General features: G+C 63.6%; 17 protein-coding genes. 6 read left to right on the top strand and 11 right to left on the bottom strand.

Annotated features, from left to right (window positions below):
* The first annotated feature begins 139 nt into the window (after positions 1-139).
* From rfaD to QXZ85_RS12920, 4 genes are read left to right on the top strand one after another with little or no spacing between them, the layout of a single operon-like run.
* Positions 140-1,120 (top strand): ADP-glyceromanno-heptose 6-epimerase, encoded by a 981-nt coding sequence (rfaD, locus tag QXZ85_RS12935; protein WP_315704432.1) that lies wholly within the window; start codon positions 140-142, stop codon positions 1,118-1,120.
* Positions 1,121-1,144: 24 nt separating this feature from the next.
* Complete coding sequence (gene rfaE1, locus QXZ85_RS12930; protein WP_316174275.1) at positions 1,145-2,617, top strand: D-glycero-beta-D-manno-heptose-7-phosphate kinase; 1,473 nt, start codon at positions 1,145-1,147, stop codon at positions 2,615-2,617.
* Positions 2,614-3,894, top strand: coding sequence for an O-antigen ligase family protein (locus QXZ85_RS12925; protein WP_315704430.1), 1,281 nt, complete (start codon positions 2,614-2,616; stop codon positions 3,892-3,894). Before rfaE1 ends, QXZ85_RS12925 begins: the two co-directional genes overlap by 4 nt.
* A gap of 31 nt (positions 3,895-3,925) precedes the next feature.
* Complete coding sequence (locus tag QXZ85_RS12920; RefSeq protein WP_316174273.1) at positions 3,926-5,839, top strand: SDR family NAD(P)-dependent oxidoreductase; 1,914 nt, start codon at positions 3,926-3,928, stop codon at positions 5,837-5,839.
* Here QXZ85_RS12920 and QXZ85_RS12915 read toward each other — a convergent pair.
* From QXZ85_RS12915 to QXZ85_RS12865, 11 genes are all read right to left on the bottom strand, one after another.
* Positions 5,825-6,847, bottom strand: coding sequence for a glycosyltransferase family 4 protein (locus QXZ85_RS12915; RefSeq protein ID WP_316174272.1), 1,023 nt, complete (start codon positions 6,845-6,847; stop codon positions 5,825-5,827). The two genes, QXZ85_RS12920 and QXZ85_RS12915, sit on opposite strands and share 15 nt — an antisense overlap.
* The gene (locus QXZ85_RS12910) at positions 6,844-8,001 is read right to left on the bottom strand and encodes a glycosyltransferase family 4 protein (RefSeq protein ID WP_315704427.1); all 1,158 of its coding nucleotides are present in this window, start codon (positions 7,999-8,001) and stop codon (positions 6,844-6,846) included. Before QXZ85_RS12910 ends, QXZ85_RS12915 begins: the two co-directional genes overlap by 4 nt.
* A 74-nt stretch (positions 8,002-8,075) precedes the next feature.
* Positions 8,076-10,784 (bottom strand): NF038122 family metalloprotease, encoded by a 2,709-nt coding sequence (locus tag QXZ85_RS12905; protein WP_315704426.1) that lies wholly within the window; start codon positions 10,782-10,784, stop codon positions 8,076-8,078.
* 179 nt (positions 10,785-10,963) lie between these two features.
* A complete protein-coding gene (locus QXZ85_RS12900) occupies positions 10,964-12,847 on the bottom strand; it encodes a TIGR04372 family glycosyltransferase (RefSeq protein WP_316174270.1) in 1,884 nt (627 codons plus the stop codon).
* Between the two features lie 242 nt (positions 12,848-13,089).
* Complete coding sequence (locus tag QXZ85_RS12895) at positions 13,090-14,157, bottom strand: glycosyltransferase family A protein (protein ID WP_315768528.1); 1,068 nt, start codon at positions 14,155-14,157, stop codon at positions 13,090-13,092.
* 39 nt (positions 14,158-14,196) lie between these two features.
* Positions 14,197-14,946: an ABC transporter ATP-binding protein gene (locus QXZ85_RS12890; protein WP_315704423.1), complete on the bottom strand. Its 750-nt coding sequence runs from the start codon at positions 14,944-14,946 to the stop codon at positions 14,197-14,199.
* Between the two features lie 32 nt (positions 14,947-14,978).
* The gene (locus QXZ85_RS12885; protein WP_315704422.1) at positions 14,979-15,821 is read right to left on the bottom strand and encodes an ABC transporter permease; all 843 of its coding nucleotides are present in this window, start codon (positions 15,819-15,821) and stop codon (positions 14,979-14,981) included.
* 178 nt (positions 15,822-15,999) lie between these two features.
* Positions 16,000-17,265, bottom strand: a complete 1,266-nt coding sequence (locus tag QXZ85_RS12880; RefSeq protein WP_315704421.1) for a class I SAM-dependent methyltransferase — start codon at positions 17,263-17,265, stop codon at positions 16,000-16,002.
* 69 nt (positions 17,266-17,334) lie between these two features.
* The gene (locus QXZ85_RS12875) at positions 17,335-18,075 is read right to left on the bottom strand and encodes an SDR family oxidoreductase (RefSeq protein ID WP_315704420.1); all 741 of its coding nucleotides are present in this window, start codon (positions 18,073-18,075) and stop codon (positions 17,335-17,337) included.
* Positions 18,072-18,608, bottom strand: a complete 537-nt coding sequence (locus QXZ85_RS12870) for a WbuC family cupin fold metalloprotein (protein WP_315704419.1) — start codon at positions 18,606-18,608, stop codon at positions 18,072-18,074. Before QXZ85_RS12870 ends, QXZ85_RS12875 begins: the two co-directional genes overlap by 4 nt.
* Positions 18,605-19,810, bottom strand: a complete 1,206-nt coding sequence (locus QXZ85_RS12865; protein ID WP_315704418.1) for a class I SAM-dependent methyltransferase — start codon at positions 19,808-19,810, stop codon at positions 18,605-18,607. The genes QXZ85_RS12870 and QXZ85_RS12865 overlap by 4 nt, the downstream gene beginning before the upstream one ends.
* Before the next feature lie 610 nt (positions 19,811-20,420).
* Between QXZ85_RS12865 and QXZ85_RS12860 the strand changes: the two genes are divergently transcribed.
* Both QXZ85_RS12860 and QXZ85_RS12855 read left to right on the top strand, forming a co-directional pair.
* Entirely contained in the window at positions 20,421-20,651 is a 231-nt protein-coding gene (locus QXZ85_RS12860) for a hypothetical protein (protein ID WP_315704417.1), read from the top strand.
* Between the two features lie 188 nt (positions 20,652-20,839).
* Positions 20,840-22,894, top strand: coding sequence for a TIGR04372 family glycosyltransferase (locus tag QXZ85_RS12855; protein ID WP_315729590.1), 2,055 nt, complete (start codon positions 20,840-20,842; stop codon positions 22,892-22,894).
* Positions 22,895-23,015: the final 121 nt, after the last annotated feature.

Genomic DNA, 23,015 nt, shown 5'->3' with positions numbered 1-23,015 from the left:
GTTCGCTTGCGCTCCGGCTGCGCTGGTAGCCGCTCGGCTGCGCAAGGTAAAGCCGTCGCGCAAACCGCTTACACTTTGCCCACGCATGCGCTACGGCAAGGGGCCTTACAAGGGACATTGACTGCGGGACGGGTGAAGAATGTTGCTGGTGACCGGCGGGGCGGGGTTTATCGGGTCAAATCTGGTCGCCGCGCTCAACGATGCCGGACGGACCGACGTCGTTGTGTGCGACCGGCTCGGCCAAGAGGGCAAGTGGCGCAATCTGGCCAAGCGGCAGCTCGCCGATTTCATTCCGCCGGCCGACCTGCCGGAATGGCTGAAGGGGCGGCGGCTCGACGCCGTCCTGCACATGGGCGCGATCTCCGAGACCACCGCGATCGATGGCGATCTGGTGATCGAGACCAATTTCCGCTTCTCGCTGCGGCTGCTCGACTGGTGCACCGCCAACGCAACGCCGTTCATCTACGCCTCCTCGGCCGCCACTTATGGTGATGGCGCGCAGGGCTTTAAAGACGAACCGTCGCTTGACGCGCTCAAGCCCCTGCGCCCGATGAATCTCTACGGCTGGAGCAAGCACCTGTTCGACATGGTGATCGCCGCCCGTACCGAGCGGCACGAAAAACTGCCGCCGCAGCATGTCGGGTTGAAATTCTTCAACGTGTTCGGGCCCAATGAATACCACAAGGGCTCGATGATGAGCGTGCTGGCCCGTCGTTTCGACGACATCAAGGCTGGCCGGCCCGTGCAGCTGTTCAAGTCGCATCGCGAGGGCATCGCCGATGGCGACCAGCGGCGCGACTTCATCTATGTCGACGACGTCGTCCGGGTGATCGTGTGGCTGCTCGCCACGCCCTCGGTGTCCGGCCTGTTCAATGTGGGGACCGGCCAAGCGCGCAGCTTCAAGGACCTCATGCTCTCGGCCTATGCGGCGCTCGGCACCACGGCCAATATCGAATACATCGACATGCCCGAGGCGATTCGCGATAGCTACCAGTATTTCACCCAGAGCGAGGTCGATCGGCTGCTTGCGGCCGGCTATAACGGCGGCTTCACGCCGCTCGAAGATGCCGTTGGCCATTACGTCAAAGGCTACCTCGACGCGACTGATCGCTTCCGCTGATTCCGGTACAGAAGACGCCAAGCAATGTTCGATTTCGATGCCCTGTCGCAAGCGATCGCCCGCCAGACCGTGCTCTGCGTCGGCGACCTGATGCTGGACGAATTCGTCTACGGCGAGGTGTCGCGGATTTCGCCGGAAGCGCCGGCGCCCGTCATCGCTGTCGAGCGCAGCGAGATCAATATCGGAGGGGCCGGCAATGTCGCGCGCAACATCGCCTCGCTCGGCGCGCGCTGCATCTTCGTCGGGCTGATCGGTGACGACGAGGCCGGTCAGCAGCTCCGGGCCGAGCTGGCGCGGGAAGCCGGCATCGAGAGCGTGCTGGTCGCCGATCGGTCGCGGCCGACCACGCGCAAGGTGCGCTTCGTGTCCGAACATTTCTCGACCCATATGCTGCGTGCGGATTGGGAGCGCGCGGCGCCAGCGTCCGCCGCGATCGAACAGCAGCTGATCGATGCGATCCTGCCGCTGATCGAGCGTGCCGATATCGTGCTGCTGTCCGATTATGCCAAAGGGGTGCTGACCGCGCGCGTGATCCGCCACGCGATCGACGCGGCGCGCAAAGCCGGCAAGCGCGTGATCGTCGATCCCAAGAGCGCGAACTTCGCGATCTATCGCGGCGTCAGCCTGCTGACGCCGAACCGCAAGGAGTTCTCGGAAGCGACGCGCAGCCGCGCCGACACCGAGCAGGAGATCGCCTCTGCGGCACAGGATGCGATCCGGCTCGCAGATTGTGAAGCGATCCTGGTCACCCAGAGCGAGCGCGGCATGACCCTGGTGCCGCGCGACGGCGCGCCCGTGCACGTGCCGGCCTATCCGGTGAAAGTGTGCGACGTCTCGGGCGCGGGCGACACGGTGGTTGCGGTGCTGGCCGCAACGCTCGCGGCGGGGGCTGAATGGGAGGACGCCCTGCGGATGGCGAGCGCCGCAGCAGCGGTTGCGGTGAGCAAGCAGGGCACAGCCAGTGTGACGGCTGCCGAACTCCGGCGAAAGGTCTTGCCGCATGCCTATCTCGCTGCCGAGGAGAAGATCGTTCGCGACGACAGTGATCTGGAGAGGCGCCTTGCGGCGTGGCGGGCGCAGGGCCTGCGGGTCGGCTTCACCAATGGCTGTTTCGACATTCTGCATCCCGGTCACGTCAAGGTGCTCGCGGCCGCGCGCGCCGCCTGCGACTGTCTCGTCGTCGGCCTGAACAGCGATGCGTCGGTGAAGCGGCTGAAGGGCGAGGACCGCCCGGTGCAGGATGAACGTGCGCGCGCCGAAGTGCTGGCGGCTTTGGAGGCGGTGGATGCGGTGGCGATCTTCGGTGAGGACACGCCGATCCGCCTGATCGAGCTGGTGAAGCCGGGCGTCCTGGTCAAGGGTGGCGACTACACCCGCGAGCAGGTGGTCGGGCACGAAATCGTCGAGGCCGCGGGCGGCCACGTCATGCTGGTCGATATCGTCAGAGGTTTTTCGACGACCGCTCTGGTCGATCGCGCCCGGGGCACCAAGCGATGACGGCGCTGACCAGCCATTCCGCAGCCGTGTTGCCCTTGCGGCGCTGGCGCGATCCCGCCGCCTGGCGGACCACGGTGGATGTGGTCGCGGTCCTGCTCGCGGCCGCGCTGCCCTGGTCGACCTCGCTGGTGTCCATCCTTGGCGTCGTCATGGTGATCACGATGCTGCCGCATCTCGATCGCGACGCCTTCTGGCGCTCGCTGCGGCGGCCGATCTCGATCGCACCTCTTGCATTGTTCGGGCTCGCGCTGGTCGGGACCTTGTGGTCGGACGTCCCCTGGGGGGCGCGCCTCTATGCGGTAGGCCCCGCGGCCAAGCTCCTGGTGTTGCCGGCGCTGTTCTATCATTTCGAACGGTCGGAGCGCGGCGTCTGGGTCTTTGTCGCCTTCCTGGGCTCCTGCGCGCTGATGGTCGTGATGTCGACCGCGGTCGCGTTCGATCCGGCACTGGCGCTGAAGCCGAACGCGGATCGTGGCATCTTCGTGAAGAATTATATCGATCAAAGCCAGGAATTCTCGCTCTGCGCGGTGGCACTGGCCTATCCGATGGCGCGTTTCGTCGGCGAGAAGCGCTGGCTCCTTGCCTTGCTGATGCTCGTGCTCATGCTGGCCTTCCTCGCCAACATGCTCTTCGTCGTCACCTCACGCACCGCGCTGGTGACGATTCCGATCATGCTCGCGGTCTTCGGCCTCATGCATCTGAGGTGGCGAGCAAACCTTTTGATCCTGCTGGGAGCGGTTGCGCTCGGCGCTGCCGCCTGGACGGTTTCACCGCAGCTCAGGCAGAAGGTCGCGACCTTCACGAGCGAATACCAGGCCTATAAGGAAGACCGTGCCACCACCTCGATCGGCGAGCGCCTCGAGTTCTGGCGCAAGTCGCTGCACTTCTTTGCGGAGGCCCCGGTGATCGGCCACGGCAGCGGATCGACGCGGCATCTGTTCGAGCTGGCGGCCAGCGGGCGCTCCGATCTCGCCTCGGGGCAGGTGATCAGCAATCCGCACAATCAGACCCTCAACGTCGCCGTGCAATGGGGCCTGCTAGGCATCATTATCCTCTATGCGATGTGGCTGTCGCATCTGCTGCTGTTCCGGGGCGACGGGCTCGTCGCCTGGATCGGTCTTCTGGTCGTGGTGCAGAACGTCTTCACCTCGCTGTTCAACTCGCACATCTTCGATTTCCACGAGGGCTGGATGTATGTCATGGGGGTGGGGGTTGCCGGCGGCATGATGCTGAAAGCCCGGCTGCAGGATACGTCATCGAAGAGTGCCGCGGCATGACGCAGGGTTTGATTCACGGGTCGGTCACGGCATGACACGTCTGTCCCATCTGACGTATCGCAACATCCTGATTGCGGCGCATGACCTGTTGGCCAGCGTGGCGGCGTTGTTCGCTGCATTCTACATCCGCTTCGAGGGCGCCAGCGCGTTCTGGGACCGGGCTCCGCTGCTTCTGCAGATCGTACCCTATTTCGTCGTCTTCAGCTTCATCGTCTTCTATGTTTCCAGGCTGATGACCACCAAATGGCGGTTCATCTCGCTGCCCGATGCGCTCAACATCGTCCGTGTCGCCACCGTGCTGACGCTTGCGCTCCTGGTGCTCGACTACGTCATTGTCGCGCCGAACGTGCGCGGCACGTTCTTCCTCGGCAAGCTCACCATCATCCTGTTTTGGTTTCTGGAGATTTTTGCCCTCAGCGCGTTGCGCTTTGCCTATCGCTATTTCCGCTACACGCGTGTGCGCCATCACGCCAGGACCGACGATGCCGCGCCCGCGCTCCTGGTCGGGCGCACGGCAGATGCCGAGGTGGTTCTGCGCGGCATCGAAAGCGGCGCAGTCAAGCGAATCTGGCCGATCGGGATCTTGTCGCCGGCGGTTTCCGATCGCGGCCAGATCATCCGCAACGTTCCGGTATTGGGCGGGATCGACGACATCGAGGATGTTGCGGCCGATTTCGCCCGGCGCGGCAAGCCGATCGCACGCGCCCTGATGGCACCGTCCGCGTTCGAGCCGGAACTGCACCCGGAAACCTTTCTGATGCGGGCGCGCCGGCTTGGATTGATCGTGAGCCGGCTGCCCTCGCTCGAAAGCGGCGATGCGCCGCGGCTCGCGCCAGTGGCGGTCGAGGATCTCCTGCTGCGTCCGAGCGAGAAGATCGACTATGCGCGGCTGGAAGCGCTGGTGAGAGGCAAGGCTGTCGTCGTCACCGGCGGCGGCGGCTCGATCGGCTCGGAGATCTGCCATCGTGCCGTCACCTTCGGCGCGGCGCGGCTCTTGATCCTGGAGAACTCCGAGCCGGCGCTCTATGCGATCACCGAGGCGCTCGCGGCGGCGAACGAGGGCGCAGCCGCCGTTGAAGGGCGCATCGCCGATATCCGCGACCGCGAACGGGTCTTCCGCCTGATCTCCGAGTTCAAGCCGGAACTCGTCTTCCACGCCGCGGCGCTGAAACACGTGCCGATCCTCGAGCGCGATTGGAGCGAGGGCGTCAAGACCAACATTTTCGGCTCGATCAACGTCGCCGATGCGGCGGTGGCGGCCGGCGCCGAAGCGATGGTGATGATTTCGACCGACAAGGCGATCGAGCCGGTGTCGATGTTGGGGCTCACCAAGCGCTTTGCCGAAATGTATTGCCAGGCGCTGGACCGCGAGTTGGCCGAGCGGCACGGCGGCAGGTCGCCGATGCGGCTGATCTCGGTCCGCTTCGGCAACGTGCTGGCATCGAACGGCTCGGTGGTGCCGAAATTCAAGGCGCAGATCGAGGCCGGCGGCCCGGTGACGGTCACCCATCCGGACATGGTGCGCTATTTCATGACGATCCGCGAAGCCTGCGATCTCGTGATCACCGCGGCTTCGCATGCGCTCGCGCCGGAGCGGCCGGGCGTCTCGGTTTACGTCCTCAACATGGGCCAGCCGGTGCGGATCGTCGAACTCGCCGAACGCATGATCCGGCTCTCGGGCTTGCAGCCCGGCTATGACATCGAGGTCGTCTTCACCGGGATCAGGCCCGGCGAGCGCCTGAACGAAATCCTGTTCGCGAGCGAGGAGCCGCCGGTCGAGATCGGCGTGGCCGGCATCATGGCCGCCAAACCGAACGAGCCGCCGATGCAGGTGCTGAAGGCGTGGATCGCGAGCCTGGATCAGGCGATCGGTCAGCATGATCCTGTGGCGATCAAGGCGATCCTGAAGGACGCCGTGCCGGAGTTCGGGTCAACCGCGGCGTGAGGCTTCCATCGCCCGTGGTCGCGCGAACCGGTGCAGCGCGAAGGCGACCGCACCGGCTCCGAGGATCAGCAGCATCACGTCTGCCGTCCCTGATGTAAGCGCCACCGATAGGCCCGCGAGAGCAGCGAGCACGAGGTTGAGCGCGAAGACGTCGCTGACCACGCGAGCGACCGTAAAGCCGTTGTCGGTCGCGCGTTGGTAGAAATGCGTGCGGTGCGCCGCCCAGAATGGCTCGCCTCGCAGCATCCGCCGCAGCAATGTGAGGGTCGCATCCGCGAGGTAATAGAGCGGCAGCAACAGTGCAGCCGCGATATGACCGCGCCAGGCGAGCTCCAGCAGGCACCAGCCGAGCAGAAGCCCGATCGGGAGGCTGCCGACATCGCCAAGAAACACCTTTGCCACCGGCCGGTTGAACGGCGCAAATCCGAGCAGGGCGCCACACAGCGCAGCCGCGATGAGCGTGACTGACAATGGCAACAGGCCGAACACGCCGAGTGCCGTCAGTGCCGCCGTGATCGGCACCGCCTCGGCTGCCGTCATCAGGTCCAGCCCATCCATGAAATTGACGAGGTTGACGAACCACAGCCCGGCGATCAGCAGAAGTGCGCGCTCCAGTGCGAGCGGCAAGGGGGGCACGAGCCTGAGCTCGCCCGGAGCCGTAAGAACGACGAGGCCCACTGCGATTGCCTGTAACAGCAAGCGCGGCAGTACGGGGATCGGCCTGACGTCGTCGACCAGCCCGACCAGGGCGATCAGCGGCGTGGCGGCAAGCAGCAGTACGGGCGGAGCGGCGCCGGTCGTCCATGCGTAGCCACCTCCGATCAGAAGCGTGGCCGCGATCACGGCGATTCCGGCACCTTGCGGCGTCGGCACCTTGTGTGAGGAGCGGGCGTTCGGCCGGGCAAGCGCGTAACGCTGGAGCAGCGGGCGCAGCAGGACGATCAGGGCCGCACAGATCGCGGCTGCGCTCAGCGCGACGACGAGAAGGGCAGGAAGACCGGCTGTCATGATGCAACCGGTGAGCGGGACGTCAGCCGGTCGTAGAGTGCGACGACCGAGCGGCCGATGATCTTGGCTGAAAGCTTGTCTTCGACCAACTGCCGCGCAGCCTGGCCATAGCGCGCCCGCAGCTCCGGCGATTGCGCCAGCTGTTTCATTGCTTGCGCCAGCGCGGCCGGATTCTCGATCGGCACGGATAATCCTGTCTCGCCATTGATCGCGATCTCACGGCAGCCGGGCGCATCGGTCGAGACCAGCGGCCGGCCGCAGGCAGCCGCCTCCAGCAGGCTCACCGGCAGGCCCTCGCGGTGCGAGGGCAGCACGGCGATATGGCAGCGCCGCCATAATGTGGCGATGTCGTTGACATGGCCGAGCAGCGTGATCCCAGGCTCTCGCTGCCATTGCTCGATCTCTTGGGGCGAGACCGAGGCTGGATTGGCCGGGTCGGGGCTGCCGGCGATCAGGAGGTTGAAATCGAGGCCTTCGGAGTGCAGGAGCCTATGCGCCGCGACCAGGGCGCGGACACCCTTGTCGGTCAGAAGGCGTCCGGCAAAGCCGAAGCTGATCGGTCCCTCCGGCTCGGGCAGCGGCTGAAAGCGATCGGTATCGACGCCGGAACCCGGGATCAGGGTGATCTTGTCCGTCCGGACTCCGAGTGCGCGCAAGGCATCGCGATCGTCCGGGTTCTGCACCAGCACGACGCTGGATGCCCGGTTCATCAGGCGAGGCAGCAACGCCACCATGGCCTGCTTCATCAGCCGCGAGCGCAATGTGGTCGAGGTGAAGACATAGCCCAGCCCGGTGATGGCATTGACCGCGGGGGTAGAGCTGCCGAGCGCCGCCAGCGAGCCGAGCACGCTCGCCTGCAGGCCGGAGTGGTGAACGACATCGGGCTTGACCCTTGTCGCAACCGCCCGGATCGCCCGGACCGTCGGAAGTGCGGCCGAGGGCGACAGGCCGCCGCGCTGGAACGGGATCGGATGCAGGACGAAGCGCTCGGCCTCGATCGCGCCCGCGCCGGCGTTGACATTGGTGGCGACATGCACCTCGTAGCCGGCGTCGCGCGCGGCGCGCGCCATCGGCAGGCGATGCATCAGAAACGCGTAATCCTCGTTCGCGACATAGAGGAGCCGTCGCGGCGGGATAGGGGTGGGCGGGGGCATTCGGTTCACGATAACGGTGCTCGGAGGCGCCATATACGGCAAGCCGGCGCGTTCGGCGAGGGGGATCGGCCCGCTCAGAGCAAATGGAAATTCGAGAAATGCGCGAGCAGTTCTGCTGTCGTCATCGGTTCGATCGTGATCGCGTCATGCACCGCATGCGATATCACCGCGATCGCCATGTCGTGGCTAAGGGTCGGAAGTGGGGCCGGCTGAGTCGCTGACATGGTCGGATTGCCCGTGGAGGCAAAATTAAATTCGGCGATCTGGCCGAAATGCGCGGGAGTCGGAAGGGATGCAAACACTGCTGCAGAGATGGAGTTCTGGGGAGCACTGCCGCTGATCGTCGGCCCGGATGCTGCTGTCCCGTATTCAAGCGCGCCGCTTGCGCCATCGCCTGCGAAATGGAAATTATCCTGAGCGACAGGTTGCACGAACGGCAGTGCGGCGCCAGGGGAAGCAGCTGCTGCCGATTGCACGGCGGCCATGACAGTATGGGCGGGGATCCCGATCGTGCCGTCGCCATTGAGATCTTGCTGGAAGCTCGTCTCCAGCGTTTCCAGCGAAGCGGTGCCTCCGGGCACTGCGCCGATGGCGTTGCTAACGTAATTTCCGCTGCTGTCCGTGTTCCAGACGGTATACAGATCTGCGCCCGTCATCTTCCAAGCGACTTGATAGCCGCTGCCAGCAGCTTCTGCGCCGATCGGCATCCAGCCGCCCATTTGGCCAACGACCACGGCAGAACCGCCAAATTTGATCTGCGGGCCGGTGCCGCCGCCGACGGGGTTCAGAAAATATGTCGTGCCTGATTGGACGAGGCTCGTTGCACCAAGGCTTTCGATGACGGTGGTTGGAATGCCAATAACGCCATCGCCATTCAGATCCTGATGGAAGCTGATTTCCAACGCCTCTAAAGACGCGTTGCTTCCACTGACAGCGCCGATCGCATTGCCGGTGTATGCGCCGCTGCTATCTGTGTTCCAGACGGTATAAAGATCCGAGCCCTGAAATTTCCAGGCGACCTCGTAGCCGCTGCTTGTGATCTCGGCGCCGATGGGCATCCATCCACCTAGCTGCCCAGCCAAGAGCACGGACCCGCCGAACTTGATCTGCGGACCGCTGCCGCCGCCGACCGGGTCAAGAAGATAGTTCGAGCCCGCCTGTACCAAGCTTGTTGAGCCCAGAGCCTCGATCACGGTGCTGACTACCCCGATGGTGCCGTCGCCATTGAGGTCTTGATGAAACGTCGTCTCCAGCGCCTCGAGCCCACTGTCGCCGCCCGGGACAGCACCTATCGCATTGCCGATGTAATTGCCGTTGGAGTCGGTGTTCCAGACCGTATAGAGATCGGCGCCGGCCATCTTCCATGCAATCTGATAGCCGCTACCCGTCGTCTCGGCGGCGATCGGAGTCCAGCCACCAAGCTGGCCGACCACCAAGTTGGCCCCGCCGAATTTCAACTGCGGTCCGGCGCCACCGGCGACCGGATCGAGGAAATAGCCATTGGCCACTTGAACGAGACTCGTCGACCCCAAGGATTCGATCACGGTCGTCGTAACGCCAATGATGCCGTCACCGTTTAGATCCTGATGGAGGCTGGTCTCGAATCCTTCCAGAGCAGCGCTGCCACCCGCAACTGCGCCAATCGCATTGCCCGTGTAGTTGCCATTACTGTCGGTATTCCAGATCGTATAAAGGTCGGCGCCGGCCATCTTCCATGCGATCTGGTAGCCGCTGCCCGTAATTTCCGCGCCGATCGGTGTCCAACCACCCAGTTGCCCTGGGGCCAAGGCACTGCCGCCGAACTTAAGCTGAGGTCCGGTGCCGCCGGCGACAGGATTGAGGAAATAGCCAAAGCTGGACTGCAGCAAGCTGGTTGACCCGAAGGATTCGATCGTCACCGGCGTAGCGGAGGTGAGATGAAATCCCAGCGCGTCCAATTGCTTCAGGTCGACCGCGGTCAGCATCTGCAGGGTGCTGCCCGTGTAGAACTCGTTGAACGGGTCGTTTGGGCCCTGCACGCCACTGTTGAGGAAGTCGCTCGCGTCGGAGTTCTGACCATAGTCGGCAAGCTTGGTGTAGCCGCCGTCGAGGGAAAAATAGGCCGGCGAAGCGGTTGCGCCGCCCGTGAGCAGCGCCACGCCTGGGCTCGAAAACCGATAGAAATCGAAAATGTCAGGCTGCGATCCGTAGGGCACGCGGCCGAACGCATGGGTCAGCTCATGCAGTGCGACGCCGACGAGAAGGTTCGGATCAATATCGGTGGCGAAGGTGGCGCTGCCGTCGTCCGTCGTTGTGTCGTTGGCGCCAAGAACTCCCCACAGCTTCAGCTGCGAGTTCCAAACTGCAACGTAGGATTGCCCTTGGAAGGTCGATCCTGATGGCAGTGCGTTGAACGTCGTATCTCCGAGACTTGCATTATTGATTAGATTGGCTCGGACGTTCGAATAGGTCTGCCACTGCCCGACGTCTGGGGTCGCACCCGCGCCGCCACCAGTGCCGCTGTAATCGATCTTGAGATTGACCGTGATGTGGTCGGAAATGGTTGAACTCAGGATCGCGGCCGCCTGCTGGATTCCGGCGCGGAACGCGGCAGGAGCAGCCATCGCGGCCGCATCGAAAAGCAGATTGATGGTCAATCCGCCGGATGTGACGGCAACCACGGAACCGATACCGCCGAAACTGCCTTGCGCAGGCTGAGCCTGGACGGCCTCTTCCGGAAGGTTGACCGGCGTGCTTGGAGGCATGTCGGCCGTGCTGTTGTCTGCAGAAGTCAGCCCCGTCATCGCTCTGGTTCCAGATGCTCGCAAAGCTCACGCATGATGAGGGCGCATTTGCGCCCGACGATCACGGGTGAAGCAAAATAAATCGCACCGTCGTGCCCTTACCTACCAAAGGGAGAGTCTTTTCGAGAAATTAAAGTCTGGTTCTCACCCCTGATCCCCACCCGGCCGATTATGCGGATTTAGCCGATTGGGTCCAGCAACTCCGGTATCCGCGCGAGGAAGGCCGGCACCGGAAGTGCAGCGCCGAAATTGTAGGGATTGTCGGCAAGTGTAACGAGATACCGATCGAGCAGCGCGCCGCCCTCGCGCAAGGGCCGCGTGCTTCCGTCCAGACAATCAAGCTTGTAACGGACGGCGGCGGTGATGTCCTCGGGTCGGTTGGCGTGGATCTCAAGCCCGTGCCGTGCCAGCACACCCGTATCGATCAGGAGCGCCTGCAACGGTTGACGATAGGTCTCGCGCAGCGAGAGATAACGTCGCGCCCGGCGGTCGTAGACCGGCCGCAGGGTGAAATCCGTCTTCTCGTGCCAGAACTGGCAGTCATTGGAGATGCAGTTGACGAGCAGCATCGGTGTGCCGAGCGCCTGCACAGCAGTGGTGAGGCCTGAGGTGGTCCCGACGAACAGGCGTGCCTCCGCACAGAGGAAAAGATCCATCTCGGCCGATTTGATGTCGCTATGGGCATAGTCGAACACGCCGGGCAGGCCGCGCAGCGGTGTCATGCTGCGGTCGCCGAGTCTGACCACCGCACCACCGCGCGAGGTGATGTGGCCGATGGCCTCCAGATAATCGCCGACATTGGCTGAACGATGCTGTCGTGTGGTGCCCGGTCCGTCGCCGTGATAGCCGCCCTCGCGGATGTGCATCGCAACGAACCAGTCGGCGGTGACACCGGCGCTGCGCAGCTTGGCACGACCTGCCTCGCGAAGCTGTTGCGGGACTGTGACAATTGGAGCGCGCCGCTGTTCCGCCCAGGCGACCTGAGCACGCGCCGCCGCATGCGCCCAAGGCTCGGCGAGACCATCTTCGCCCCGCACTGCGATGAACTGATCGCCGACCAGACGCTGATAGGGAAGCAGGTCATCGACCAGCGCGGGATCTTCGATGATCGTCAGATGCGGGGCGAACAGGTTTAGGAACGCTTGATTGATGACTTTCGCCGGAGGCGCCAGCAGCACGTAATTGGCTGCCGGCACGATGCCGAGCTCGGCCATACGCAGATGGCAGTCGATGAAGCCGATATGGCCGATCAAGGTCACCCACTCGTAGCCGAGCAGTCGCACCGGCAGGTTGGGCTTGAAGTTGATGCTTACGCCCTTGATCCGCTCCAGGAGTTCGTCCGGAATCGACCATCTCTGCGCTAGCGCATCCTGATGGTCGAGCGCGGCTTGATAGCAGCGGAAGGTGTCCTCGTAGCGGCCCTGATGATAGAAGTTTTCGCCGAGCTGGATCAGATTGTCATAGATCAGGAGCTCGCCGGCGTGCTGTAGCTCCCAGGCGCTCGGCCTGTAAGCCGATGGATCATAGCCGCCCGCATAGTTTTGATGCGCCATGACCGAGTGGGGATCGCGCTTCACCGACGCGGCGAAGCATTCGGCCGCGCTCGCATGATCGTGCATTAGCACATGGACGCAGCCGAGCTTGCGCAGGGCGTTGCTGTCGCCCGAGGCCGCCGCTCGCTTCAGGAAATGCTCCGCGACCGGATAATTGCCGCGGTACATGTGGGCGACGCCGACCGCGAAATTGATCGCAAAGCTGTCGATCTCCTCCGTATGCGGGACCTCGCGAACGATGCGGTCGTAGGCGCTGCAGAGCGCAAGCGTCGTGAAATAGGCCTGCGGGCCGAGGCCGCGTCGCGCGCGGACCTGGGCGCGGAAGATCACGTTGAGCAGCCGTGCCGCGCGCAGCGCGCTCGGCTTGCGGCTGGCCGCAAGGTGCATCTGGGCCGCGCCCGCCAGCGCTATGAGAATCAGCCGTGCGGCGATCGCGCCGATGCGTGAGCCACGCGCCAGCCTGTGCTCCGTGAAGCGCAAAAGGGCTGGGCCTGCAGGTGCCGCGATCATCCTGCGATCGATGAAGTTGGCCGCACGAATCGTGAGCGGCAGCAATTGGCGCCGGCGTGCGCTCAGAAAGCCGTAGAAGCGAAAGGCAAGCCCCGTCAGCCAAGCTTTGGTCGATCGTCTGCCTTGTCTCTCGTCGGTCTGAGCCGGTGAACTTGGCGTGACCGGGCGTGGCTCGGCCGTGGCGTGGCTCGTTTGGAGCCTGGTCAGGCGATGCCGGAGAGTGCCGATGGGGGCCCGCGCGGTCATGGGGCACGATAGGCCGGCGTTGCCGCGACGATCGCACCGCGCCTCGCGCGTTGGGCGAGCAGGCGCATCAGCGACATCGGTCGCGTCCGGAGCGTGGCCCAAGCCAGCGCGGCGAGGCGGCCGGCAGCGCCGAAGCGGAGCAGAAGCCGTAGCAGATGCGCATCAAACGGGCCGCCATCGAGCAGGGCGGCCGCATGCGCCGCCTTGGCAGACGCAGGCGCATCCGTCCCCAGCACCATCCGTACCGCGCCAAAGCGATTGCGGCGCGCGAACAGCGCGCCGTAGCCGGGCGGGAACAGAATGCTGTCGGAGATGCGGGCGCTGATCTCGGCCAGCTTGGTTTCCAGAGCAGTCGGGTCGGTTGCGGTGGCCGTCGAGTAGTTCTGGCCGTGGATCCGCCAGTAGCCGAGGATCTCCGCGATGAAATAGAACCCATAGGTGAGGGCGAGCCGGCGCGCGAGGAATGCGTCGGAGAAGGAGCCGAGGCTGACGTCGAAGCCGCCGAGTGCTTGCAGCGCCTCGCGCCGGTAGAGCGACACGGTGCCGGAGAAGTAATTATCACCCGCGAGCAGAATGTGCCGGACGTCAGCCGGCTGCAGCATCGTCGATTGCGGCGCCGGCAGCATGATCGGCCGCAGCATGCGGGCATCCGACGCTCCTGTAGGCCCGATGATTTCGCAGCAGGCGCAGATCAGGCCGGCCTCGGGGAAGCGCGTTGCCTGCGCCAGCGCTTTCTCCAGATAGGTCGGATGCAGGGCATCATCGGCGCCGAGAAAACCGATCCAGTCGGTATCCGCAATGGCCAGGGCTTCGTTCTGGCCACGCACCACACCCTGATTCGTCTGGTGCCGAATGAGCTGCCAGGTCGGATTGTCCACCAGGAATCGCGAGATGACGGCGATGCTGTCATCGGTCGAACAGTCGTCGATAATCAGGACGCGATCGGGAGCCCGGGTCTGTCTGGCGACGCTGCCGAGGGATTCCGGCAGATATCGCGCGTGATTGTAATTTGGAACGACGAGCGTGACGCGCGGGGGCGACAGCGATGCAGTCCTGGTGGTCATCACGTCACATCCCGCCGCATCGTTCAGGCGTTGGACTGCTCAGGCAGCCGGCAGCTCCTTCAACACGTCTTCGAGTGCCCCGAAGGCGCGCGGCCGTCCGCCCTCGAGATAGAGGCCGAGATTGCAGGTGTCGCGCAACAGGCTGTGATCGTGCGAAGCCAGTACCACAATGCCGGAGCGCATCGTCATGTCCTGCAGCCGCTCATGCGTCTTCTTCCGGAACTGCGCATCGCCCACTGCGATCCACTCATCCATCAGGATGATATCGCCGTGGATGGAGACGGCGATCGAAAAGACCAGCCGCAGCAGCATGCCGGAGGAATAGGTGCGAATCGGCAGTTCGAGATAGTCGCCGAGCTCCGCAAATTCGACGATCTCCGGCACGCGCTCTTCGATCTCTTCCGGGCTGAGGCCGAGGATGAGCCCGCGAGTGCGAATGTTTTCGTAGCCGGATGCCTCCTCGTCCATGCCGAGCCCGATATCGAACATCGGGACATTGCGGCCGACGACGCGTAACGATCCTCGCGTCGGCTCATAGATGCCGGCCAGCACCCGGATCAGGGTGGTCTTGCCGGCGCCGTTATGGCCGACCAGCCCGAGACGATCGCCCTGCTTCAAGGTAAAGCTGATGTCGTCGAGGGCCTGCACGAACTGGAACGAACCTTCGTTCTTCGACACCTTGCCGCCGACCCGCGAGGCGGCCTTGATGGCGAGGTGGCGGAACGAGCGCGCGTTCGGCGGTGCCACCGGAAACTCGATGCCGATATTCTTGGCTTCAATCAAAGTCATGATAGACGAGTCCAACAATCCTCGCGGGCGGGTCAGGCCCAGTAGACGACGCGCGCGCGATAGCGCGTGTAGATGTAGACCATGGCACCGGTCAGTACAGCGATGAATCCAACGGCGCCGGCCCAGCTGGTCAGGCTCGGGACGGTGCCCATCAGGGGATCGCGGGTGATCGCCAGCAGGTAGGCGATTGGGTTGATCCCGACGATCAGATCGCCGCCTTGGATTCGCGATGGCTCCCAGATGATCGGTGAGATGAAGAACAGAAGTTGCAGCACGGCGGCCATCACCGGGGGCACATCGCGATAGCGCACGCAGATCATGGAAACGATGATCGATGCGCTGACGATGAAGACGTAGACCAGCGCCAACCCGAACACGCTGAGCAGGCTCGCAAAGCCGATCGACCACGGGAAGACGAGCCAAATGAATGGGATGATGGCGATGTTGTGCAGGAAGATGATCAGGTTGCGCTGAACCATGCGCATCACGTGGATCACGATCGGCATATCCACTGCCTTGATCATGCCGCCGGCATTGATCATCGTGTAGCAGGCCTCGCTGAGCGAGGAGGAAATGAAATTCCAGATGGTGATGCTGATCATGAAGTGCGGAAGGTAGGTCTTCATGTCAGCGCCGAGGAAGCGGCCGGCGACCGTGCCCATGATCAGCGCCGTGATCGCGTTGGTGGCTGTGATCCACCACGGTCCCAGCAGGGTTCGGCGGTATTTGGAGCGGATGTCGCCCATGGCGAGCGCCCGCCAGGTGACGTGACGGGTCACGATAGGGGCAATATCGGCGCGGCAGCGCGCCCAGGAAAAGCGCGGCCTTTCCGCGACCACAAACCGTTCGACCTGTCCATCGGTCACGGAGGTCATCCTGCTACCTCGTCAAGTGTCGTAAGTCTTTGGCTGGCCAGGCGAAAATGCCAAACCGGAGTCTCGCCGGCGGCGCTGCCACGGCGCTTGCTGCACCATGTTCCGGAGAGACTGTCAACCGTTCCGCGAAGCGTGTGCAAGCGCGGCGGCCCGGGCGGCGCAGCGCTTGCCAAGCGGTTCAGATCGCGACCGAGCCGGATGCCTCGACGACCCGCGGCTCCGGCAGGGGCACCAGGAAACGGCCGCCGGCCTCCAGATAGGCCTGGTTCCGCTTCAGGATCGGGTCGGCGTAGATCCAGGCGAGAATGACGACGATGTCGGGCTTTCTGGTCGCAAGCTCTGTCGAAGGCAGCACTGGAATATGGGCGCCCGGGCTGTAGCGGCCCTGCTTGAGCGGATTGTCGTCGACGATGAACTTGACGCGGCTTTCCAGCTCGAAGTGGTAGAGCAGGGTGGTCGTGGTGGTCGAGGCGCCATAGGCTGCGACCAGCTTGCCCTCGGCGATCGCCTTGTCGAGATAGGCCAGCGTCCTGCGCTTGCACTGCTCGATCGCCGCAAACCAGTCCTGGTAGATCTTGGGCTTGGTGATGCCGCGCCGCTCTTCCTCGGCGATCAGCTTCGACAGCTCCGCCGAGCGCGGGCGCTTGCCGGTCGATTTCGGCTGCGCGAAGGCGCGGATCGAACCGCCCTTGGTCGCGGTACGCTCGACTTGGAACAGCGTCATGTCGTGCTTGTTCAGGAAGGTCTCGAGCGGGATCAGCGCGTGATGGGAGACGTGCTCGTGATAGATGGTGTCGAACACCATGTTGTCGATCATGTCGACGATGTAGGAGACCTCGAACACGAAGGCGCCGTCGTCGGCAAGCAGCAGGCGGATGCCCTTCACCACATCCGACATGTTGTCGATATGCGCGAATACGTTGTTGGCGCAGAACAGCTTAGCCTCGCCCTGGTCGGACTTGATCTTGGCAGCCAGTGCGCTGGTGAAGAAGTCGGGAATCGTCGGGATGCCGTCGGCGGTGGCGGCCGCGGCGATGTCGCGCGCGGGGTCCACGCCCTGGACCCGCATGCCTTCGTTCTTGAACGCTTTCAGGAGCGAGCCGTCATTGCTGCCCATCTCGGCCACGAGGCTGCCCTTGGGGATGCCGAGTGTCGAAACCACCGATTGCGCATAGCGCTTGAAATGCTCGACCAGGCCCAACGAGACCGAAGTGCGATAAGTGTAGTCGCGGAACAGGATGTCGGGATCGACGACGTCGAGATTCTGCAGGTGGCCGCAGTCGAGGCAGAGGTAGCAGTCGAGCGGATACAGATCCTGCTTCTCGCTCAGCCGTTCGGCGGTGACGAAGGCGTCGCCGATCGCTGAGGGCCTGATCGGCAGCACATGTTCGAGCTGGGTCGAGCCGCACAGGCGGCAATCGGTCTTGTGCTTGACGTGCTGCATGTCGTGTCCTTGGTTGGCGATCCCTTGAGAGGCAAGGGACGGTCGGCCGAAGCAAAATCGCGGCCGCTTTTACAGGCCCGCGAAGCTCTTGGCGACCTCTTCTTGCCAGACTGTGGAGACCCCGCCGTCCAGAAACAGGCTTTGCCCGTTGATAAAGGAGGCGCGCTCGCTGCAGAGGAAATCGAGCGCATCGGCGCATTCTTCGGCCGTGCCGAGCCGGCCGAGCGGCACCAGCCGGCGATAGGTGTCCATCAGCTTTTCGTTCTGCTCGTAAAATACCCGCGATTCGCGCTTCAGATAGGTCAGCGGCATGATGGCGTTGACGCGGATGCCGCGCCGGCCGAGGGTTGCGGCATAATGGCGGACCATCGCATTGAGGCCGCCCTTCACCACGTGGTAGCCGACCGGCTGCGAGCTGCCGACGAATTCGGCATAGACCGAGCTGACCACGCCGATTCCGCGGTCTCCCGCATCGGCAAAATGCCTGGCGAAGCCCTCGATCAGGTCGCGCGATGCGGTGAGGCCGACCTGGATCTCGCCGGCCCAGGGGTCGCCCTGGCCGCGGAAGCGCTGGCTCAACACCAGATAGCGAATGGGGCCACCGGCCTCGGCGACCCGGTCCCACAACCCGGCGAAGCCCTCGCTGCGTTCCAGGTCGGCAGGGAAGTGGCGCAGTCCGGCCTGATCGGGAAAGTCCGCGGGGCGCTGCCGCGACACCACGCTGACCGCGCAGCCGCGGGCCAAGAAACGTTCGACCACCACCCGGCCAAGACCCCGGGTGCCGCCGACGACGACGGCATGCGGGGTCATGCCGCGGCGTCCTGCAGGGCCGCGACCCGCCGGACCAGCTCGGCCTGATAGGTCGCAGCCTTGGCGGTGTCTCTGTCTTCGGGCGCGAAATCGGCGAACACCGACGCGCCAGGGCGGAACGGACCGTTGGTGATCTCGTGCACGACCAGAAGATCGCTGCGGATGATCAGGGTGTGGAAGAACGCATTCGACATCCGGTAATAGAACGGCCGGCGGCCACCGGGGGCGCCGAGTTCGACGACGCGGTCGATCTCGCCGTCGTCGCGGAATACGACGATGTCGACCTCGCCCTCCACGATGTGGAAGGCCTCGCTCTTGCCGGGGTGCTTGTGCGGCCGGATGTAGGAGCTGGCGTCGATCGCGATGATCATCTCATGCAGCGTGTCTTCGCCGTCCGGGTGCGCATTGATCCGCGCCCGCCGCTTCGGGCTGGCCTTGACTGCGGCCTTCAGCGTCTCGATCTCGGCCGGCCCCACGGCGGCAATCGGGCCCTCGGCGAGGAAGACCTCGGGGGATTTCTGGACGAGCGTCATGCGGGGTCCTTCAGGATCGAATTGTCGAGCGCGGCGTAGATCGAGCGGAATTGCACGCCCCTGGCGGCAAGAGGGGCGAGCTTGTCGCGCACCTTGCCTTCGATATGCGGAGCGACCGCAAACAGGCACAGCTTGATCCGTTCGTCGGCCAGCAGCCGTTCGGAGCCTACCACAGGCCTGTGGAAGCCTGGGGGGAAAAAGCCGGACTTATCCGCATCATCGTCGACCGCCAGCGCGATCAGGTCGGCGAGGCCGAAGGCGTTGACGAACATGATGGCGTGATGGCCGATGCCGAACAGGGCGATGCCGGTCCGGTCCGGACCAGCAAAGGCGGACAGCCTGCTGCGCAGCTGCGCCCGGGTGGTTGCAAAATTGTCACGGTAGACCTGAAACAGGGCGGAGGGGCCGCGGGCTGCTGGCGGCAGGGCGGCCGTATCCGCTCTCTCCAGGACGGCCACCAAGGCATCCTCCAGCACCCCCGGGTAGCGCAGCAGGGCCGCCACCCGATAGCCGCTGACCGCGGCCAGGTCGCGCAGAGTTTCCTCGACGAAATAGCTGCTGTGCTCTTCCCACAGGAAGCAGTAGTCGCGAGCGGCCACGAACTTGCTGCTGTCCGGGACTTCGATCAGCAGCAGCCCATTGTTGGAAAGCAGCTGCTTCAGCGCCTGGAGTGCGCGAACCGGTTCCGGCGCGTGTTCGAGGATGTAGCGGCAGGAGACGATGTCGAAGGTGCCGAGCTGCGCCGCGCGAGCTGCGAGGTCGGAACCGTTGAGCATGGCCTGCCAGCTTTCCAGATAAGGAAAACGGCCTTCGACGGCGGGAAGGTCGAGCGCCAGCGCGCTTGCGGCGAGACCGCGTGCACCGAGCCGCGACAACAGGGGTTGCTCGAACGGACCGGTGCCGAGGACGTTGCGGGCCTCAGGCCGCAGCGCGAGCAGTTCGCCGGCCAATACATCGAGATGGCCTTCCGGCTCGCGGTATCGGATCCAGGGAACCGTCGGGACCAGCGTATCTGAGGGCGGGGCCTCGCGGAGCTGGACGAGCCGGCAGGTGTCGCATTCGACGATGTCGAGTGTCATCCGGTGTTCGACGCGGCCGTCAGGCGTGAACCGGTTGCAGACTGGGAGGGCGCTGAACGAAAGCGCCTGCGTGGTGATCGGCTGACCGCACAGTCGGCAGCTGGACGATGATCGGGTGGGCATGGTTCAGCTGGATTGCTCGAACAAAAAGACTGGCTCGGTCGCCACTGTATCCAGGGCGCCGGCCGCGCAAAGGATGTTGCCATCCGCAGGCAACCGCAATAGCAGTGTACTTGGGAACAATACAACGTAAAATATTCGGCCTGCAACAGACGCGAACGGGTGTGTAGGTAGGACAGAAATCCGCGTTGTCTATGAACTTCGCGCGAGTGCTCGCTGATAGCCAAGATTTGCCCCTTCTGGAATGCCATTCGGCGAATGTTGGCGGCCTGGGAACAGCAGCTGGTGCAGCTTCGGATCGAAATGAGCGGATAGAAGTGCCGCGGCGAGGGGACGCGGACGTCGAATTCGCTGCACGAAGGAACTCACTTTTGGGTTGCACCGTAATGGCCCGATGCGAAAATCACGCTCGCATGAGCTTGTCCCGAATCGGACCGGCGACTCGGAGCTTTCCCGATTCAGATCGTACATCCGTTTAGGTGAGATGCTGCACACGATACTTGGGAGCGTTTACCGACAACTGTTTCGTTACATAATTTGACGTTGGTAAGAGGGGGGCACCGGTGTGAAAGATATGGTTCAAGTCCTAAGGTCGATCTTGCGCATCATCTGCGTGAGTACGGTCTTCTTCTTTGTTCTTCTTGCGGCCGGCGCAGGGTTCCTCAACTCCGTGCTGGCGGGATTTACGGCTTTCGTCTTCAGTTCGGTGGGGCTTGGCCGGATCGTGCTCGAGTGGCTGGCTTTGTGGTCCACAATTCTGCTGATTGTCGACAAGGCAGGGCTCTTGCCGATCGCCGAATGGGTTCATGGGGTCATCACGATCATTGGTCGTGGGTTGACTTGACGGTTCTAACAGATAGGCCGCCTGTGTTGCTGGCCGTCAATTCGAGAGGTTCTGGATACGAACAGCATAGCCTTTCTCCTGGTCTGTCGCAGGCCGCGTGGGTTTCAGAACGCGGACATGGCGCCGTGTGAGGCGGAGTTGGGGTATCGATGCAGCGCTTCAAAGCGTCGTTTGATCTGCTGGGCCTAATGCGTAGACGCGGAATCGTCGAGCTGTTCCCCGCACCAGAGGATTTGCCGGCCGGACTTGTGCGTTCGAGAGAGCTGGCCCTGCTGCAGGCGCAGCGATGGGCGCGCATCCTGAACGCTTGGGCTGCCAGCCTTCTGAACCTTCTGCCGCCTCGCCTGGCCTTCCTGATCCTATTCTCCTTCGAGATCGGACAACTTCGCGGCCGTCGCCTGCTCGAAAGAGCCTATCAGGTCCATGTGGCCTCTCTGCTGGCGAAGAAGCCAGACCAGCATTTCGCGGGATCACTGAGATGGTGCTTTCCGGTGCAGTCGGCGGAGCTCTTGGTCCGGATTGGGGCCAATCGGGAAGCCTATGATCTGGTCGTGCAGGATCGGCTGGCAGCCCGTTCGCCGGACTTGGCGAACATGATGGTTCGCTCGCTCTTCGAGCTTGGAGAGTTCGACAAGGCGTATCGGCTGACCTCGCAATTGTCTCTGAGATCAGGTTCGGAACTGGAGTGTCATCTCGTCTTTCTCAAAGGCATGATCGAGATCATAGCGGGCAGCGAAGCCGGCGCGATCGAAAGCATGTCAGTCGCGTGTCGTGGTGTCCCCGATTACATGCGTCCTCACCAAAACATGGCGTCGCGTCCGGCGCAGAACTACCGTCCTAATCCTCTCGACTTCGCTTGCGGCTCCGCGGGCAGGCTATTCGATCTCTGCAACTTCACGGGCCAGCGCGTGACCCATGTCGGCCGGGGCGATCTCGGCATCCGCCTGTTCGCGAGAGCGCTTGCGGCGCAGTCGGAACTGCGCAAGGCAACGCCGGCCGTGTCCGCAGAAGTCAGTCACTTGTTAGGCAGGTTGGGGATCCCGCTGGACCAATTGCGGATCCTTCCGGAGGAATGGACGGCCCAGATCGGTCATCTCGGCATGCTCGACATCCTGTTCCGGATGCGTGACCTGGGGTGGTGGGCGGGAAAGCCGCTGATCGTCGCGCGACCGAACCTGGTGGCCAACAGGACGTTTTTTCGGCTGTTCGAACGCTTTGCCGATGTCGTCGTGATCGGGGAAACCGTGTCCCAGGCGGTCGGCGAAGAACTCCTGTCTCTGCAGCGCTGGTACGGCATGAATTTCAATGTGTTCCAACTGCCGAACGGCGAGATCGTGCCGTGGCAGGAAGCTGGGGCGCTTGCCATCGTGCAATGGGAGAAGGAGGTCCGGGGCCATCCCTTGCGCGACGAGTATGACCGCATCTTCGGAGCGATGCCGAAAGTGCAGGACGATTTTCGGCGGATGCGCGAATCCTGGGGCATGAATCCGGACGACTGGTACGTGTGCCTGCACGCCCGCGATGCTTCCCATTATTCCGAGGTCGATGGGACCGGCCAGACGCATCGCAATTCGACGATCAATACCTATTTGGATGCGATCCGCGCGATCACCGGGAGGGGCGGCTGGGTGATCAAGCTCGGCGGTCCGAATTCACCCAGACTTCCCTCGCTCGACCGTGCAATCGACTATGCGTTGAGCGACTTCCGATCCGATTTGATGGACATTTGTCTTATCCGGAACGCCAGGGCGTTCATTGGCACGACCTCGGGATTGACGAATGTCGCGATCAGCTTCGGGATCCCAAGCGCCCTCGTCAATTGTATCACGACGGATGCGCAGTTGTGGAACAGCCGCGTTCGGTTTGCGCTGAAACCGGTGCGCCTGGCGGACGGAACGATGCTGACACAAGCGCAGCTCACGTCGACTCCCTGGCGCTGGCGCTTGTTCGACGCCTGCGTTCTCCGTCGCAACGGAGCGCAGCCGCTCAACAACACGTCCGATGAAATCCGCGCGGTCACCGAGGAGGTCGTCAATCCGGCATCCAGACATGCGACGAAGGCTGACTCGCAACGTCTCCTGTCGCGTTGGGACGAGCAACTCACGATGCCACATTATTATGGCGCGAGTACGATCAGCTATTACTATCTCTGCAAGTACGAAGACGCCTTCTTGGCGCCTGGACTGACCTCGCCGCCGACAAATGTTCCTCGGGCGGCCATACCACGACCATTAGCTCGATAGCGACAGCGGCCATCTGCGTTCCTTGATCGTCAAGGTCGATAGTGGAGAATGGGCCGGCAGGGGCGCGTATCAAGCCTATCCACAGCGGCGTTGGCCATGGTGAGCGGCCTCGCGACGTTCT

Origin of the sequence: Bradyrhizobium sp. SZCCHNGR1005, from assembly GCF_032489995.1 — a bacterium.
In the GTDB taxonomy this organism is placed as follows: Bacteria; Pseudomonadota; Alphaproteobacteria; order Rhizobiales; family Xanthobacteraceae; genus Bradyrhizobium.
The sequence above is the reverse complement of the archived record's forward strand: the minus strand, read 5'-3'. Positions and strand labels throughout refer to the sequence as shown.

What these genes read in the sequence shown, in the direction of transcription:
- rfaD (WP_315704432.1), top strand. Translation starts at nt 140, where the DNA reads ATGTTGCTGGTGACCGGCGGGGCGGGGTTTATCGGGTCAAATCTGGTC.
- rfaE1 (WP_316174275.1), top strand. Translation starts at nt 1,145, where the DNA reads ATGTTCGATTTCGATGCCCTGTCGCAAGCGATCGCCCGCCAGACCGTG.
- QXZ85_RS12925 (WP_315704430.1), top strand. Translation starts at nt 2,614, where the DNA reads ATGACGGCGCTGACCAGCCATTCCGCAGCCGTGTTGCCCTTGCGGCGC.
- QXZ85_RS12920 (WP_316174273.1), top strand. Translation starts at nt 3,926, where the DNA reads ATGACACGTCTGTCCCATCTGACGTATCGCAACATCCTGATTGCGGCG.
- QXZ85_RS12915 (WP_316174272.1), bottom strand. Translation starts at nt 6,847, where the DNA reads ATGACAGCCGGTCTTCCTGCCCTTCTCGTCGTCGCGCTGAGCGCAGCC.
- QXZ85_RS12910 (WP_315704427.1), bottom strand. Translation starts at nt 8,001, where the DNA reads ATGCCCCCGCCCACCCCTATCCCGCCGCGACGGCTCCTCTATGTCGCG.
- QXZ85_RS12905 (WP_315704426.1), bottom strand. Translation starts at nt 10,784, where the DNA reads ATGACGGGGCTGACTTCTGCAGACAACAGCACGGCCGACATGCCTCCA.
- QXZ85_RS12900 (WP_316174270.1), bottom strand. Translation starts at nt 12,847, where the DNA reads ATGATCGCGGCACCTGCAGGCCCAGCCCTTTTGCGCTTCACGGAGCAC.
- QXZ85_RS12895 (WP_315768528.1), bottom strand. Translation starts at nt 14,157, where the DNA reads ATGACCACCAGGACTGCATCGCTGTCGCCCCCGCGCGTCACGCTCGTC.
- QXZ85_RS12890 (WP_315704423.1), bottom strand. Translation starts at nt 14,946, where the DNA reads ATGACTTTGATTGAAGCCAAGAATATCGGCATCGAGTTTCCGGTGGCA.
- QXZ85_RS12885 (WP_315704422.1), bottom strand. Translation starts at nt 15,821, where the DNA reads ATGACCTCCGTGACCGATGGACAGGTCGAACGGTTTGTGGTCGCGGAA.
- QXZ85_RS12880 (WP_315704421.1), bottom strand. Translation starts at nt 17,265, where the DNA reads ATGCAGCACGTCAAGCACAAGACCGATTGCCGCCTGTGCGGCTCGACC.
- QXZ85_RS12875 (WP_315704420.1), bottom strand. Translation starts at nt 18,075, where the DNA reads ATGACCCCGCATGCCGTCGTCGTCGGCGGCACCCGGGGTCTTGGCCGG.
- QXZ85_RS12870 (WP_315704419.1), bottom strand. Translation starts at nt 18,608, where the DNA reads ATGACGCTCGTCCAGAAATCCCCCGAGGTCTTCCTCGCCGAGGGCCCG.
- QXZ85_RS12865 (WP_315704418.1), bottom strand. Translation starts at nt 19,810, where the DNA reads ATGCCCACCCGATCATCGTCCAGCTGCCGACTGTGCGGTCAGCCGATC.
- QXZ85_RS12855 (WP_315729590.1), top strand. Translation starts at nt 20,840, where the DNA reads ATGCGTAGACGCGGAATCGTCGAGCTGTTCCCCGCACCAGAGGATTTG.